This is a genomic window from Xanthomonas sp. 4461, assembly GCF_024806475.1.
Classification (GTDB): Bacteria; Pseudomonadota; Gammaproteobacteria; order Xanthomonadales; family Xanthomonadaceae; genus Xanthomonas; species Xanthomonas arboricola_F.
On sequence record NZ_JANTYV010000001.1, the window covers coordinates 153,077 to 169,274 of the forward strand.

General features: G+C 65.7%; 8 protein-coding genes. 4 read left to right on the forward strand and 4 right to left on the reverse strand.

What is annotated here, in order from left to right:
• Positions 1-98 precede the first annotated feature (98 nt).
• From FHY19_RS00650 to FHY19_RS00660, 3 genes are all read left to right on the forward strand, one after another.
• Complete coding sequence (locus FHY19_RS00650) at positions 99-4,193, forward strand: CHASE domain-containing protein (protein ID WP_259160815.1); 4,095 nt, start codon at positions 99-101, stop codon at positions 4,191-4,193.
• A gap of 34 nt (positions 4,194-4,227) precedes the next feature.
• Positions 4,228-5,220: an HD domain-containing phosphohydrolase gene (locus tag FHY19_RS00655; protein WP_259150746.1), complete on the forward strand. Its 993-nt coding sequence runs from the start codon at positions 4,228-4,230 to the stop codon at positions 5,218-5,220.
• 552 nt (positions 5,221-5,772) lie between these two features.
• Positions 5,773-7,209, forward strand: coding sequence for a DHA2 family efflux MFS transporter permease subunit (locus FHY19_RS00660; protein WP_259160817.1), 1,437 nt, complete (start codon positions 5,773-5,775; stop codon positions 7,207-7,209).
• 185 nt (positions 7,210-7,394) lie between these two features.
• Here the strand turns inward: FHY19_RS00660 and FHY19_RS00665 are convergent, their stop codons facing one another.
• The 3 genes from FHY19_RS00665 to FHY19_RS00675 all read right to left on the reverse strand — a co-directional run bounded on the left by FHY19_RS00665 (position 7,395) and on the right by FHY19_RS00675 (position 9,765).
• The gene (locus tag FHY19_RS00665; protein WP_259150748.1) at positions 7,395-7,817 is read right to left on the reverse strand and encodes a hypothetical protein; all 423 of its coding nucleotides are present in this window, start codon (positions 7,815-7,817) and stop codon (positions 7,395-7,397) included.
• The gene (locus FHY19_RS00670; RefSeq protein ID WP_259160818.1) at positions 7,814-8,800 is read right to left on the reverse strand and encodes an MDR family oxidoreductase; all 987 of its coding nucleotides are present in this window, start codon (positions 8,798-8,800) and stop codon (positions 7,814-7,816) included. The genes FHY19_RS00665 and FHY19_RS00670 overlap by 4 nt, the downstream gene beginning before the upstream one ends.
• A gap of 389 nt (positions 8,801-9,189) precedes the next feature.
• Entirely contained in the window at positions 9,190-9,765 is a 576-nt protein-coding gene (locus FHY19_RS00675; protein WP_259160819.1) for a TetR/AcrR family transcriptional regulator, read from the reverse strand.
• 198 nt (positions 9,766-9,963) lie between these two features.
• On the opposite strand from FHY19_RS00675, the gene FHY19_RS00680 reads away from it, so the two are divergent.
• Positions 9,964-10,752 carry an SDR family oxidoreductase gene (locus FHY19_RS00680; RefSeq protein WP_259160820.1) on the forward strand — a complete coding sequence of 263 codons (789 nt, stop codon included), beginning with the start codon at positions 9,964-9,966 and terminating at the stop codon, positions 10,750-10,752.
• Positions 10,753-10,971: 219 nt separating this feature from the next.
• Here FHY19_RS00680 and FHY19_RS00685 read toward each other — a convergent pair whose 3' ends face one another.
• Positions 10,972-15,981: an NAD-glutamate dehydrogenase domain-containing protein gene (locus tag FHY19_RS00685; RefSeq protein WP_259160821.1), complete on the reverse strand. Its 5,010-nt coding sequence runs from the start codon at positions 15,979-15,981 to the stop codon at positions 10,972-10,974.
• Positions 15,982-16,198 lie beyond the last annotated feature (217 nt).

Here is a 16,198-nt window from a genome sequence, read left to right on the forward strand (position 1 = left end):
ACTGCACGCAGCCGGATGATCGTCAGGCGGTACCACGAGGTCGACGTTGCCGTCGGCCAGCACACTGGGCACGCAACAGGCAAGGCGAAGGAACGAAAATGCCGAATGGCCGCTGGGATCTGCGCAGGAAATACGGGCGCCGCGCCTTTATCAGCGCACTGCTGATCCTTACCGCAGGTTTGATCGCCGCCATCGTGACCGGTGTCTGGCTGCAGCGGCATAACGAGCTCGAGCGCGAGCAACGCTTCCAGTATGTCGTGCGTGCCCTGGCGCGTAACATCAGCGAGCGCATGTACACCTTCGAGCACGGCTTGCGCGGCGCCCGCGGCGCGGTGATCGGTGCCGGCAGCGGGGTGATCAGTCGAGAACGCTTCACCCTGTACAGCCGTTCGCGCGATTACGCACGCGAGTTTCCCGGCGTACTGGGCTATGGCTATATCCATCGGGTTGCGCCTGCCGATGAAGAGGCGTTTCTGCAGACCGCGCGAGCCGACGGTGCGCCGGATATCCATCGCCGCGTGCTGGCACCGTGGGATGGGGAGCGCTACATCGTGCTGTACTTCGAACCGGAGTCCTCGGGTAACCGTCCCATCGGCCTGGACATCGCGTCAGAACCCCGCCGCCGCGCCGCCGCATTGCAGGCCGCGCGCAGCGGCGAGCCGATCATGACCTCGCCGATCTCGCTGTCGGGCTATCGCGTTCCCACCGAGAGCGGCTTTCTGGTGGTGTTGCCGGTGTATCGCGAAGGCATGCCGTTGCAAACGCCGCAGCAGCGCATGGCCGCCACCAACGGCTGGGTGTACGCGCCTTTCAGCGTCGAGCAGATGGTGCAAAGCGCGCTGGGCGAACGCGACGACGTAGCGCTGGACCTGTCCGACCGCAACGAGCCCACGCATAACTTCTACCGCAGCGGCACCCCGGCCGCCGCCAGCGCGCGCTGGCGGCCGGTGGTGCAACAGTTGCCCATCTATGGGCGCACCTGGATCATCACCGCGCACCCCACGGCCAGCTTTGTGGCATCGCTCAATCAGACCTCGCCGTGGCTGGTGGGCAGCCTGGTCATGGCAGCGTCCGCCTTGTTTGCCGCGTTGCTGGGGCTGTACTTCAGCAACGGGCTGCGCCGCGAAGAAGTCTTGCGCAAGCAGATGGAGCTGGCCGCACTGGTCAGCCACTCCAGCGAAGCCATCGTGGCCGAAACCCCGGATGGCCGCATCACGCACTGGAATCCGGCCGCGGAAGCGATGTTCGGTTACACCGCCGAGGATGCGATCGACCAGGACCTGACGCTGCTGCTATCGCCGCAACCGTATGCGATGCCGCGCATCGACCACGCCGATGAAGCGTTCCCGGCCAATCCCTCGGCTGCGCAGAGCATGCGGCACCGCGATGGCCATCACGTGCATGTGCTGGCGAGCAAGGCGCCGATCATCGAACCGGATGGCACGCTCAGCGGGCACTCGCATTTTTTCCGCGATATTTCCGAGCGGGTGCGCTCGCATCAACGCATCCTCGACCTCAATGCCTCGCTCGAACATCAGGTGGCCGAGCGCACCAGCGAACTGGTGAAGTTCTCGGTCCTGCAGCGCGCGATCCTGGCGCATGCCGGGTACGCCATCATCGCCACCGATTCCAGCGGTTTTGTCACGCTGTTCAATCGCGCCGCAGAAAAGCTGCTCGGCTATCACGCAGAGGACGTGATCGGCCGGCGCAAGGCCAGCCAGTTCGTCGAACCGGAAGAACTGCAGGAACGTGCGCACCTGCTGTCCGAGCAGACCGGGGTGCCGGTGGCGCACACGCTGGAAGCGGTGGCCGCCCTCACCAGCCTGGGCCGCAGCGACACCAGCGAATGGACCTATGTCGGTCACGACGGTCGCCGCCTGCCGGTGCTGCTGACCTTGAGCACGCTGCGCGACGACAACGATCAGGTGATCGGTTACCTCGGCGTTGCGGTGGATCTCACCGAGCAGAAGATGCACGAACAACAGCTGCGTCTGGCGATGGATGCGGCCAAGAGCGCCAATCAGTCCAAGTCCGATTTCCTGGCCAACATGAGCCACGAAATCCGCACGCCGATGAATGCCATCCTGGGCATGCTGTACCTGCTTCAGCGTAGCGAGCTGCCTGGCGCGGCGCAGGACATGGTCACCAAGATCGACCGCTCCGCACGTACCTTGCTGGAAATCATCAACGACATCCTGGACTTTTCCAAGATCGAGGCCGGGCGCATCGACCTGGAACGCGCACCGTTCGATCTCAATCAATTGTTCGACAACATCGCCGACCTGATGCGCTCCTCGCTCAGCGCCAAACCGGTGGAGATGATCGTCGAGCCGTTGCCGCGCGACAGCCGCTGGCTATTGGGCGATGCGCTGCGGATCAACCAGGTGCTGGTCAATCTGGTCGGCAACGCGATCAAGTTCACCGAGCAGGGCGAAGTGGTGCTGTCGGTGCGACGCTTCCCCAGCGGCGATCCGAACAAGGTCAAGCTGCTGTTCTCGGTGCGCGACACCGGCATCGGCATTTCCAAGGAAAAGCAGAGCCTGATCTTCTCGCCGTTTCTGCAGGCCGACACCTCTACCAGCCGGCGCTATGGCGGCAGCGGGCTGGGGCTGACCATCAGCCGACGCCTGATCGAACTGATGGGCGGCGAGCTGGAAGTGGAAAGCGTGCCCGGCCGCGGCAGCGAGTTCTATTTCGTGGTGACCCTGGAAAAGGCCGCGCCACCCAAGACGCAGCAGGACCTGCCTGCGCTGCCGCCGGAAGCGATGCCGCGCGTGCTGATCGCCGACGACCACGATGCCGCGCTCAGCAATCTGGTGCGCATCACCACCGACCTGGGCTGGCGCGTGGACGCAGTGGCCAGCGGCCAGGCCGCGCTGCAGGCGATCGAACAGGCTAGCGAGCCGTACGACATCTTCCTGCTCGACTGGCGCATGCCCGACATCGACGGTGTGGCGATCGCACGCGAAATCCGCGCACGTGCCGCACCTGGCCCGCATCCGGTGATCGTGATGGTCACCGCCTACGAGCGGCGGTTGCTGGAGCAGCATCCCGAACAACAGGATCTGGACGCGGTGATGACCAAGCCGGTGACCAGCGCCGCACTGCATCGCCTGGTGGAGCAATTGGTCGACGAGCGCCCGGGCGCGCGCCCGGTCACGCCTACCTTCGTGAGCCGACGGCTCGAAGGCACGCACCTGTTGCTGGTCGACGACAGCGAGATCAACTGCGAAGTGGCACAGCGCATTCTCGAAGGCGAAGGCGCCATGGTCACCGTCGCCCACGATGGCGAGCAGGCGGTCAGCACGCTCAAGCGCGCGCCGGATCTGTTCCATCTGGTGTTGATGGATGTGCAGATGCCGGTGGTGGATGGCTACGAAGCCACCCGGCGGCTACGGCAGATCCCTGCCCTGGCCAGCCTGCCGGTGATCGCGCTGACCGCCGGCGCGTTCCGCCCGCAACAGGAAAAAGCGCTGGAGGCAGGCATGAACGGTTTCATCGCCAAGCCATTCAACGTCGAGGAACTGGTCACCGCCATTCGTCACTTCATGCATCCCGGGATCAAGCGCATTCCCTCGCTGCCGCACGAAACCGACCTGGCTAACGGCCCCGAGTGGCAGCACGACGACCCCGAGCTGCTGGACGCTGCGCGCGCGCGCAGCCTGTGGCGCGAGCGCGAGCCGTACGCGCGTTACCTGAGCAAGCTGCTGCGCGACAATCCGGACCCGGCCGAGGTCGCGGCCGAGCACCTGCGCCGCAACGAGTTGTCGGCCATCGGCGCAATGGCGCACAAGTTGCGCGGTGCGGCGGGGTCGCTGGCGCTGCCGGCGCTGGCCGGGGCGGCAAGTGACCTGGAAACGCGCATCGAAGACGGTCACGACATCAGCGCGTCGCTGATCGCGCTCAAGGACGTCATGCGCCGCACCGCCGAGGCGATTGGCGCCTTTCTGCAACACGACCAAGCCACTGCAGCAGCCAACGAAGACGATGTCGCACTGGACGCCAGCAGCCTGCAGATCCTGGAGGCCGCCCTGTCCACCGACGACGCCGACAAGATCGACCAGGCGCTACTGACGTGTGCGCCGCACCTGCCACCGACGTTGCAGGAAGAACTGCAACGCGCCGTGGAAGATTTCGACTTCCGCCGTGCCCAGGCCACCCTGCACGACTGGCAGGCCACCCACCCACGCTGACGGCGATCTCGCGTGCCGTCGGCAAGGACTTCCCATGCCGTCCCGTCCCCTGCTGTGTGTCGACGACGAATCCAGCAACCTGGCGACCCTGCGCCAGCTGTTGCGTGACGACTTCCCGCTGGTGTTCGCCAAGACCGGCGGCGAAGCGCTGGATGCGGTGGCGCGGCATGCGCCTGCGTTGATCCTGCTGGACGTCGAGCTACCGGACATGGACGGCTACGCGGTGGCACGCACGCTCAAGCAACATCCCTCCAGCAATGCCATCCCGATCCTGTTCGTGACCTCGCGCAACAGCGAACACGACGAGCGTGCCGGGCTGGACGCCGGCGCGGCCGATTACGTCAGCAAGCCATACTCGCCGGCCCTGCTCAAGGCACGCATCAACACCCAGCTCAGGCTGGCCGAAAACGCGCGCCTGGCACAGCAATACCGCGATGCGATCCATCTGCTGGGCACTGCAGGCCAGGGTCAGGACGCGGACACCGGCGCGCATATCTGGCGCATGGCGGTGTATGCACGCGTGCTGGCCGAAGCCGCCGGCTGGTCGCCGCAACAGGCGCAGACACTGCAGGATGCCGCGCCGCTGCACGACGCCGGCAAGATCGCCGTGCCCGGCAGCATCCTGCACAAGCCTGACGCACTGGACGAACACGAACGCTCGGTGGTGCGGCAGCACCCGCAGGCCGGGCACGACCTGCTGCGGCACGGCCGTGGACCGGTTTTCCAGCTAGCCGCCGAAATCGCGCTGCATCACCACGAATGCTGGGACGGCAGCGGCTACCCCAGCGGCCTGGCCGGCGAGGCAATTCCGGAATCGGCCCGCATCATCGCAGTGGCCGATGTCTTCGACGCACTGTGCGGACGGCGCGCATACAAGGCGCCGTGGACGGTAGAAGACGCAATGCGCAAGCTCGAAAGCATGTCGGGCAAGCAACTGGAACCGCGCCTGGTGCAGCACTTCCGCAATGCCCTGCCACGCATCCTGGAGATCAAGGACGCCTGGGACAGCCGGAGCGCGCAGCGCTGATCCAGCGCTTCAAGCTGCATATTGCGTGGTACGTAGTACTTGCTGCTTGGTACTTGCTGCTTGTTACATGGTGCAAGATGCTGGGCGGTGAGTGCTCGCGAGCGAGCCACGATCGGCATGCACATCACTTCCCTTCTCCCACGGGAGAAGGTGGCGCGTAGCGCCGGATGAGGGTACGACTCAACCATCGTCCCCCTCGTCCCCCGACATCGCCCTCACGCAATACGGTCGCTTCGCCGTACACGCTGCCGCACGACGAACGCTGGCAGCTCCTTTTCGGCTGAGAACAGGACCATGGCGACAACGAGCCAGCGATCCAGCGCGCTTCATCAAGCCCTTGAAGACCGACCCACCGCGCCTACGCCACCCAGCGGCTCGCCCACCAGCCAGCGCGCAACCGCGCTCTCAAACGCACGCAGCGTTGCCGACACGCGCTTGAACCGCGCGCCACACCGGCGGACAATGCATATGTTGCGCCGCACAACACCGTGCGACGCGGGCCGATCCAGCGCTGTCAGGTGCCGTGGACACGGCCCGGCAACCGAGAGTCCGATGTCTTCCAGCGTGTCCGAGGCCGGCGTGACGCCGCCGCGTTATCCCGATTACCGCATCATTTCGCTGATCCTGGCGTGCGCCATCTTCATGGAGCAGATGGACGCCACGGTGCTGGCGACCGCGCTGCCGACGCTGGCGCGCGACTTCGGCGTGGCCGCGCCGGCGATGAGCATCGCCATGACCAGCTATCTGCTGGCGCTGGCGGTGCTGATCCCGGCCAGCGGCGCCATCGCCGACCGCTTCGGCCTGCGCCGCGTGTTCGGCGCCTCGATCTGGGTGTTCGTGGGTGGCTCGATCCTGTGTTCGCTGGCCGACAGCCTGCCCACCATGGTGGCCGCACGCGTGCTGCAAGGCGCCGGCGGCGCGATGATGGCCCCGCTGGGACGGCTGATCCTGCTGCGCACCGTGGAGCGCCGCCATCTGGTGTCGGCGATGGCCTGGACGCTCGTCCCCGCCTTCATCGGCCCGATGCTGGGCCCGCCGCTGGGTGGCTTTTTCGTGTCGTATCTGGATTGGCGCTGGATCTTCTACATCAACGTGCCGATCGGCATTGCCGGCTTTTTGCTGGTACGCCGTTTCATCCCGGAAATTCCCACCGAAACCGCGCCGGCACGTTTCGACCTGCGTGGTTTCGTGCTGTGCGGCACGGCGCTGGGCTGCCTGCTGTTCGGCCTGGAAATGGTCAGCCAGCAGGACGGCATCGGCATGGCAAGCTGGTTGCTGGCCATCGGCGCCGCCGCGTCCGTGGGTTATCTGTGGCATGCGCGTCACCACCCGGCGCCGCTGCTGGATCTGACCCTGCTGCGCATCGACTCGTTCCGGCTGTCGGTGATCGGCGGTGCGCTGATGCGCATCACCCAGGGGGCGCACCCGTTCCTGCTGCCGTTGCTGTTCCAGATCAGCTTCGGGTTCAGCGCCGCACACAGCGGGCGGCTGATTCTGGCCACCGCACTCGGCGCGTTGCTGATGCGCAGCGTCACTCCGCAATTGCTGCGCCGGTTCGGCTACCGCAACAGCCTGATCGGCAACGGCATCCTGGCCAGCCTGGGCTACATGGTGTGTGCGCTGTTCCGGCCCGACTGGCCGCCGGCGCTGATGTTCGGCCTGCTGCTGTGCTGCGGCGCCTTCATGTCGTTCCAGTTCGCCGCCTACAACACCATCGCCTACGAAAACGTGCCCGGCGCGCGCATGAGCCGCGCCAGCAGCCTGTACACCACCTTGCAGCAACTGATGCTGTCGGTGGGCGTGTGCGCCGGCGCGATGATCCTCAAGCTGGCGATGCTGGCCGGCGATCACACCCAACCGGCGCAACGCGATTTTTCGCTCGCGTTCTGCGTGGTCAGCCTGATTTCGCTCAGCGCCACCTGGTGGCATGTGCGCTTCGACAAGAACGCCGGGCAGGAAATGAGCGGACACCGGGCTTCGCGTGGCTGACACAGCTGTTGCGTAAACGGCGGGCTGCAGTGCCGTCAGCCGGCCTTCGCGCGTCCTCCGCAGCTGCTGCACTCCGCCAGCATCCTGGATTGCCAGGTGCCCAGCACAGTGGGTCAGCCACCCATGGCACCTGCGCATGCCCATCGATTGCATGACGGTACCCACCGGGTGCCGTCATGCCTCGATCAACGCGCGTGGTTGGCGCGTCGCTGCGCCGCTTCGGCACGCGTCACCAGCAAAAACGCCAGCGGAAACGCGATTTCGATGGCAACCGCCGGGAAGATACCGGCGTTGACATGCCCGGCCGCCCATTCCGACACGCCCAACACTGCCAGCAACAGGCACGCGGTGGCAAAGCCGGCAATCACCGCGCTGCGCCCCGGCGATGGCGGCGCAGCGCGCACCAGCAACAGCATCACGCCGATGGCCGCATACATCGGCGCGGCGCGTCGGCCGACCACGCCCAGCGCATCGCTGTCGAAGGCGACGCCCCAGTTGGCGAGCATGCTTGCAGGCGCCAGCAGCCAGGCCGCGCCCAATGCAAAAAACAACAGTGCCGACAGCGTGGCCAGGTAGCGGAATGCACGCGATGCAGTTGGCGCGCTCATGCGTTCACATCCACGACCGTGCGCCCCTGCACCTTGCCGTCCAGCAGCTGGGCGGCAGTCTGCGCCACCTCCGCCAGAGCGATGGTAGTGGTGGTCAATGCCAGCTTGCCCAGCTCCAGGTCGTGCGCCAGACGCGACCACGCCTGCAGGCGTACCGCCTGCGGCGCGTTGACCGAATCGATGCCGGCCAGCGTGACATTGCGCAGGATGAAAGGCAGCACCGAGGCGGGCAATTGAACGCCTTGTGCCATGCCGAACGAGGTCACCACGCCGCGGTACTGCGTCTGCGCAAGCGCATTGGCCAGCGTGTGGCTGCCCACCCCATCCACCACGCCTGCCCAGCGCTCCTTGCTGATCGGCGCGCCGGGTTCGGACAGAGTGCTGCGGTCGATGACCTCGGCAGCGCCCAGGCTGTGCAGATATGCGGCCTGTTCCGGCCGGCCGGTGGAAGCGACCACGCGATACCCCAACCCTGCCAGCAAGGCGATGGCCACCGAACCGGCGCCGCCATTTGCGCCGGTGACCAGGATGTCGCCGCGTTCGGGCGTCAGCCCGCCGTGCTCCAGCGCCATCACCGCCAGCATGGCGGTATAGCCGGCCGTGCCGATCGCCATCACATCGTGGGTGGAGAACGCCGCTGGAATCTTGATCAGCCAGTCGCCGGGCAGCCGCGCCTTTTGCGCATAGCCGCCGTGATGGGTCTGGCTCAGGCCCCAACCATTGACCAGTACCCGGTCTCCCGTCGCAATCCCGGGGTAGCTGGACGCTTCGACCACACCGGCAAGATCGATACCGGGAATCAGCGGAAAGCGGCGAATGATCGGGCCACGTCCGGTGATCGCCAAGGCATCCTTGTAGTTGACGGTCGAGTACTCGACGGCGATCGTCACCTCGCCTGGCATGAGGTCGTCGTCGTCGAACTGCACGCGCTTGGTCACGACGATGTCGTTGGTTTGCGTGGCGAGCAATGCAGTGAAGGTCATTGTCTTCTCCTGTCTGGATGAAGGCCGCCGATCACGGCGCCCCTGATAGCGGTGAGTGACCGGTTGGCGTCGCGCTGCGGCTGAGTGAGATGGCTGAGCGGTGCGGAATCCAGCGGCGATTGCGGTGCAAGGCTTCTTGAGTTGTTGCGGCAGCAGGCGTGCCCGCGTCGGCCTGAAATGGACGGTGTCGATCGCCTGCAACGCTTGCCAGGGTCGTTTGCGTGTTTGCAGGTTCGCGATGCAGCGGCGGCGCGCTAGGCAGATGACGCTCCCGAGGGATCTGCACGAACGCTCTCGCGTTACGTGGCGTGTCAGGCATGTGTGTATTGCTCAAACGCTCCTTACCGGCCAAACCCGCGATACGCGGCGCGCTGATGGATCGCTCTCGGCTAGTTGGACGGTTGCAACGACGACAGCACCCGGTCGCGGCACACCGCAATGATTTCGTCGGCCAGTGGCGAATCGTCCGGGCACGACCGCGACAGCACGATGGCGCCGATGGCGTGCGCCATCATGTCCAGGTTGCTGGCGCGCTCCTGCGTCGCCTCGGCAGTGCCGGGCGCAGCGCCGCTGCGGTCGAGCGCAGCCAACAGGTTTTCGACCCCCACAGCAAACGCTTCGCGCACTTCCTGTGGCTGACGTGCGGCGTCGGCGCCCAGCGCAGCCATCGTGCAACCGGTGGCAGGGCTGTCGCGATGCCCGCGCGACAGATAGAAGTTCACGAAATCGGGCTTGTCCACGTGCTCGGACTGCGCGGCGATGTTGGCCAGACCGCAGGCGGCCGACTCGGCCATCAGATCCGCCTTGGAGCGGAACTGCTTGTAGAACCCACCGTGGGTGAACCCGGCAGCGGCCATCAAGTCGGCGATGCCGATCCCTTCATAACCGCGCTCGCGAAACAGCAACGAGGCTGTTTCGACGACGTGCGCGCGATTGGCCTGCGCCTGTGCCTTGGTCACTTTCATCGTTGGACCCTCCGTGGGGTGTTCGGGCTGGGGAGAGCTCCAGCATACTTTGATGTCACCTATCATCAAAGCATTGACATCTTAGATTTTGGTCGTAATCTTTGATGCGCTTCTTCCACGCGTTGCCACGGCGCCACGTTCGGCCATTCGATCCCACGCCATGGGCAACCTGCCCCTGGCCAACCGCAAGGAACTTCCATGCCCACACTTCCCGCTGTCCTCATCACTGGCGCCTCCACCGGTATCGGTGCGGTCTATGCCGAGCGCTTCGCCCAACGCGGCCACAACCTCGTGCTGGTCGCTCGCGACAAGCAGCGCCTGGACACCCTGGCAGCGCGCCTGCGCGACAGCCACCGCGTCAGCGTCGATGTGCTGCAGGCCGACCTGACCCAGCCCGCCGACCTGACTGCCGTGGAAACCCGCCTGCGCGACGATGCGCTGATCGGGATCCTGGTCAACAACGCCGGCATCGCGCAATCGGGCGGCATCGTGCAGCAGGACGCTACGGCGATCGATCGCCTGATCGCACTCAACATCACCGCGTTGACACGCCTTTCCGCCGCCGTTGCGCCGCGCTTTGCGCAATCCGGCAGCGGCGCCATCGTCAACCTCGGATCGGTCGTGGGGCTGGCGCCCGAATTCGGCATGAGCGTCTATGGCGCCACCAAGGCCTTCGTGCTGTTCCTGTCGCAGGGCCTGCACGTGGAGCTTGGAGCCAAGGGCGTGTACGTACAGGCTGTCCTGCCGGCCGGCACCCGCACCGAGATCTGGGAGCGCGCCGGTATCGACATCAACACGCTCAGCGACTTGATGGACGTTGGCGAACTGGTCGATGCCGCGCTGGTCGGCTTCGATCGCCGCGAACTGGTCACCATTCCGCCGTTGCACGTGGCCGAACGCTGGGACGCACTGGATGGCGCGCGCCAGGGGTTGTTGTCGGACATCCGGCAGGCCAATGCCGCAGAGCGTTATCAACCGGCGGCCTGAGCGACTTTGAAGCAGCGCCGGTCTCGATGGCCAGCGCTGCGCGCCTGCGGCATCGGCCGTGCACGCGCAGCGCTGCACGACTCATGACCCGCACCAGTCCGCATGCAATGACGCAAAAGGCCGCCCTCGGGCGGCCTTTTGCGTCACAGGCAACAACCTCATGCTGACCGACAACGCGACGGTAGAGCGAGCGCTCCACCGTCGCGTCGCGGCACGCAATCACACCCCGTGCGCGGCCAACTGGCCCAGCCGCTGCACCGCCACCGAGACGGTCGGATAGTCCAGCGTCTTCTGCTCGGCCACGTCGGCGAGCATGGCCAGGGTGAAGCGCAGGCTGGAATCGTCGCGCGCCAGCCAGTTGGCCACCTTGTCCTCGGCACTGCTGCCGGACATGGTCAGCACCTGGCCCACCAGCGCACGCTGATGCGCGGCCAGTTCGTCACGCAGCACGCCACGTGCCACTGCATGCCAGCGGCCGTTGACCTCCAGCGCGTCGATCTGCTCGAACAACCACGGCAGCCGCAGCGCATCGCCCAGGCGGAAATGCACCTTGGACACTTCCACCGGCTTGAGCTTGCGGGTGCGTGCTGTTTCGATGATGTCGAAGGCCGGTTCCAGATAACGCAACTCGCACAGTTGCTGCGCCAGTTGCGGCGGCAGGCCCTTGTCCTGCCACTCCCTCACGCTGCCTTCGTACTGCGGACGCTGCGCATCCGACAACACGCCCGAGGCCACGCGGATATCGTTGAACGGGCCGTGATAACGCTCCACCGCCGCAGTGATGCCCGGCATCTGGCCCGGACGCAGCAACAACCAACGCACGAACGAGCGTTGCAGGCGCCAGATCACTTCCAGTGCATCGATCTGCACCGACTCGGGCACCTTGCCGTCCAGCGCATCGATCTGCGTCCACAGCGCGCGCGCATCCAGCGTTTCGCGGCTGATGGTGTAGGCCTTGGCGACCTCGCCGATGCTGCGACCGGTGTCTTCCTGCATGCGCATCAGGAAGGTGGCGCCCATGCGGTTGATGGTGGTGTTGGTGACCGCAGTGGCGATGATCTCGCGCTTGAGGCGATGGCGCTCCATCGCATCGGCGTACTTCTTCTGCAGCGGCTGCGGGAAGTAGCGCTGCAATTCCTTGGACAGGTACGGGTCTTCGGGAATATCCGATTCCAGCAGCTGCTGGAACGCCACCAACTTGGAGTACGACAACAGCACCGACAGCTCCGGCCGGGTCAGGCCCTGCCCGCGCGCCTTGCGTGCGGAGAGTTCGGCATCGGACGGCAGGAACTCGATCTGGCGGTCCAGCAGGCCCTGCAGTTCCAGCGTGCGGATGAAGTGCTGCTTGGAACCCAGGCGCTTGACGCTCATGCGCTCCATCAGGCTGATCGCCTGGTTCTGGCGGTAGTTGTCCCACAACACCAGGTCGGCCACTTCGTCGGTCATCGAGGCGAGCAGCGTATTGCGCGCGTCGTAGGTGAGCTTCTTGGCCTGCACCATGTCGTTGAGCAGGATCTTGATGTTCACCTCGTGATCGGAGGTGTCCACGCCGGCCGAGTTGTCGATGAAGTCGGTATTGAGCAGCACGCCAGTCTGCGCGGCCTCGATACGGCCGAGCTGGGTCAGGCCCAGGTTGCCGCCCTCGCCCACCACCTTGCAGCGCAATTCGCCGCCATTGACGCGCAGGCCGTTGTTGGCGCGGTCGCCCACATCGGTATGCGACTCGCTGGACGCCTTGACATAGGTGCCGATGCCGCCGTTCCAGAACAGGTCCACCGGCGCCTTGAGGATGGCGTTCATCAGCTCGTTGGGCGAGAGCTGCTTGACGCTGGATTCCAGGCCCAGCACCTCGCGCACCGGCGCGCTGATGTCGATGGATTTGAGCGTGCGCGGATAGATGCCGCCACCGGCGCTGATCAGCTTAGCCTCGTAGTCGGCCCAGCTGGAACGCGGCAGCTTGAACAGGCGCTCGCGCTCGGCAAACGAGGCGGCCGGATCCGGCGCCGGGTCCAGGAAGATATGCCGATGATCGAACGCGGCCAGCAGGCGGATATGCCTTGAGAGCAGCATGCCGTTGCCGAACACGTCGCCGGACATGTCGCCGATGCCGACCACGCTGAAATCCTGGCTCTGGCAATCGCGCCCCATCGCGCGGAAGTGGCGCTTGACCGATTCCCACGCGCCGCGCGCGGTGATGCCCATGCCCTTGTGGTCGTAGCCCACCGAGCCGCCGGAGGCGAACGCATCGCCGAGCCAGAAGCCGTGATCCAGCGCCAGCCCGTTGGCGATGTCGGAGAACGTGGCAGTGCCCTTGTCGGCGGCAACCACCAGATACGGGTCGTCCTGATCGTGGCGCACCACCTGCGGCGGCGGCACGAGCTTGCCGCCGACGATGTTGTCGGTGATGTCGAGCAGGCCCTGGATGAACAGCTTGTAGCAGGCGATGCCTTCGGCCTGGATCGCATCGCGGTCGCCACCCACCGGCGAGCGCTTGACGTAGAAACCGCCCTTGGCGCCGACCGGCACGATGACCGTGTTCTTGACCATCTGCGCCTTGACCAGGCCCAGCACCTCGGTGCGGAAATCCTCGCGACGGTCCGACCAGCGCAGGCCGCCACGCGCGACCGCTCCAAAGCGCAGGTGCACACCTTCCACGCGCGGGCCGTAGACGAAAATCTCGCGGTACGGGCGCGGCTTGGGCAGGTCCGGCACCAGTGCCGAATCCAGCTTGAAGCTGATGCAATGGCCGTGTTTGCCGTATTTGTCGGTCTGGTAATAGTTGGTGCGCAAGGTCGCATCGATCACGTCGATGAAGCTGCGCAGGATGCGGTCTTCGTCCAGGCTGGACACGCGGTCCATCAGCTTGAGCAAGGTGGCGCGGGTGGCCTCCTGCTGCGCGGCGCGGTCGCTGCCGCGTGCTTCCAGCACCGGCTCCAGTGCCTTGAGCGTGGCTTCGTCGCTGCCTGCCAGTGCGGACAGTTCTTCGCGCAGGCGCTCCTGGCCGGCGAAGATCTGCGCCTTGGTTTCCGAGCCGGTGGACGGGTCGAAGCGCGCTTCGAACAGCTCCACCAGCAGGCGTGCCAGCAACGGATAGCGGGTGAACGTGGCCTCCACATAGGCCTGCGAGAACGGCACTGCGGTCTGCAGCAGGTACTTGCAGTAACCGCGCAGCAGCGCGACCTGGCGCCAGTGCAGGCCGGCGGCCAGGATCAGGCGGTTGAAGCCGTCGTTCTCAGCGTCGCCATTCCAGATCCGCTCGAACGCTTCGCCGAAGCTGGCATCGGCGCTGGCTGCATTGATCTTGCCGGCGGTCGATTCGACCTCGAAATCCTGGATATACACCGGCGTCTCGCCCACCTGCAGCCGATACGGCCGCTCGGAGATCACGCGCAGGCCCATGTTTTCCATCATCGGCATCGCATCGGACAACGGGATGTCGTCGAGCTGGCGATACAGCTTCAAACGCAGGCCTTCGCCGGCATCCAGCCGCATACCGTCATCGCGGCGGATTTCCTGCAGGCTCAGATGCAGATCGTCCGGGCCATCCAGGGTTGCCAGATGTTCGACGTCGGACACCGCCGATTCGATCGAGGAATCTTCGATATAGCCGGCCGGCAACGCGCGGCCGAAATTGGCCGCCATGCGCAGGCCATTCGCTTCGCCATGCCGCGCCACCAGCGCCTCGCGCAAGGCGTCGCGCCAGTTGCGCAGCAGATGCGCCAGCCGCGATTCGAGTTCGGTGGTATTGAATTCCAGCGCTTCGCCGCTCTTGGGCCGCACGATCAGATGCAGCTGCGCCAGCGGCGACTCGCCCAGCACCACCGACGAGTCGATGTATTCGCCGTGCAAGGCGTCTTTGAGCAGCGCCTCGATGCGCAGGCGCACATCGGTGTTGAAACGCTCGCGCGGGATGTACACCAGCGCCGAGATGAAGCGGCTGTACTTGTCGCGGCGCAGGAACATGCGGCTGCGCACGCGCTCCTGCAGGCCGAGAATGCCGATCGCGGTGCGATACAGCTCTTCCTCGTTGGACTGGAACAGCTCCTCGCGCGGCAGCGTCTCAAGGATGTGCCGCAGCGCCTTGCCGCTATGGCTGCTCGGGGTCAGCCCGGACTTGCTCATCACATATTCGTGGCGCTGGCGCACCAGCGGGATTTCCCACGGCCGGCGGTTGTAGGCGCTGGAGGTGAACAGGCCCAGGAAACGCTGCTCGCCGACGATGCGGCCCTTGGCGTCGAATTCCAGGATGCCGATGTAATCCATGTAGCCAACACGGTGCACGCGCGAGCGCGCATTGGTCTTGGTCAGGATCAACGCGTCCTTGAGCTTGGACGAGGCGTTCAGGCCGTGCGCCGCCAGCGTGGTGACCGGGCGTGCCGGCGAGGTGTCGTGGCCGCGCATCAGGCCCAGGCCGGTTTCTTCCACCGGTGCCAGCACGTCCTGGCCATCCTGCTTTTCCACGCGGTATTCGCGGTAGCCGAAGAAGGTGAAATGGTCGGCAGCGGCCCAGCGCAGGAACTCCTGCGCTTCGTGACGGCTGATGTCGTCAATCGGCAGGCGGCGGGTGGCCAGGTCGTCGGCCAGCATCACCATCTTTTCGCGCATCGATGCCCAGTCGTGCACGATGGCGCGCACTTCGCCCAGCACCTTGCGCACCGCCGCTTCCACCTTGGCCATCTCATCGGCGGGCTGACGGTCGATCTCCAGCACCATCAGCGACTCGCTCTTGCCCTCGCCCACGGCGGTCAGCTTGCCGGCCTTGTCGCGCGCGATGCGCAGCACCGGATGGCCGAGCACATGCACGCCGATGCCCAGGTCCGACAAGGTCATGCTCACCGAATCCACCAGGAACGGCATGTCGTCGTTGACGATCTGCAGCAGCGTGTGCGGCGACTCGTAGCCGTGGCTCTTCAGGGTGGGGTTGAACACCCGTACATTGACCGTACCGGCCTTGCGCACGCGCGCAAATTCCAGCATGTCGGCCGCCAGCGCCGCCCACTGCTCCGGCGGATGGTTCGGGAACTCGTCCTCTTCCATCCGCCGGTAGAAGTCGGCGGCGAACGCCTGCACTTCGGCCTGGCGGGCGGCCGGGTAGCGCTTGCGCAACGCGGCAAACACCGGCTCCAGGGTGACCGCCTGCGGTTCGGTGGCGAGCACGGGGACGGCACGTTCGGCGACCGGTTTGACCGACGTCGTGGACGATTTCGAAGCGGCTTTCTTGGCTGTCATGAGAGAGCTGGGATGCTCGGTGGAAAACCTGAATTGTACCGATGCACCGTGACAACGCCTTGCTGCATAGCGCAAATGCCGAGCCTCCAGCAGGCGCGACAGCGGCGCCAAAGCATTATGGCTCTGTAGTTCCCACACGCTTGGCCGGTTGACGGGTCGCTGGATCGCCAGATCCGGCAAAGTCCGGCCCAATGCTTGGCACACAAGGCGTTGTGCA

Bases quoted from the DNA above. Each gene is read 5' to 3' on its own strand.
- FHY19_RS00650 (WP_259160815.1), top strand. From the start codon at position 99: ATGCCGAATGGCCGCTGGGATCTGCGCAGGAAATACGGGCGCCGCGCC.
- FHY19_RS00655 (WP_259150746.1), top strand. From the start codon at position 4,228: ATGCCGTCCCGTCCCCTGCTGTGTGTCGACGACGAATCCAGCAACCTG.
- FHY19_RS00660 (WP_259160817.1), top strand. From the start codon at position 5,773: ATGTCTTCCAGCGTGTCCGAGGCCGGCGTGACGCCGCCGCGTTATCCC.
- FHY19_RS00665 (WP_259150748.1), bottom strand. From the start codon at position 7,817: ATGAGCGCGCCAACTGCATCGCGTGCATTCCGCTACCTGGCCACGCTG.
- FHY19_RS00670 (WP_259160818.1), bottom strand. From the start codon at position 8,800: ATGACCTTCACTGCATTGCTCGCCACGCAAACCAACGACATCGTCGTG.
- FHY19_RS00675 (WP_259160819.1), bottom strand. From the start codon at position 9,765: ATGAAAGTGACCAAGGCACAGGCGCAGGCCAATCGCGCGCACGTCGTC.
- FHY19_RS00680 (WP_259160820.1), top strand. From the start codon at position 9,964: ATGCCCACACTTCCCGCTGTCCTCATCACTGGCGCCTCCACCGGTATC.
- FHY19_RS00685 (WP_259160821.1), bottom strand. From the start codon at position 15,981: ATGACAGCCAAGAAAGCCGCTTCGAAATCGTCCACGACGTCGGTCAAA.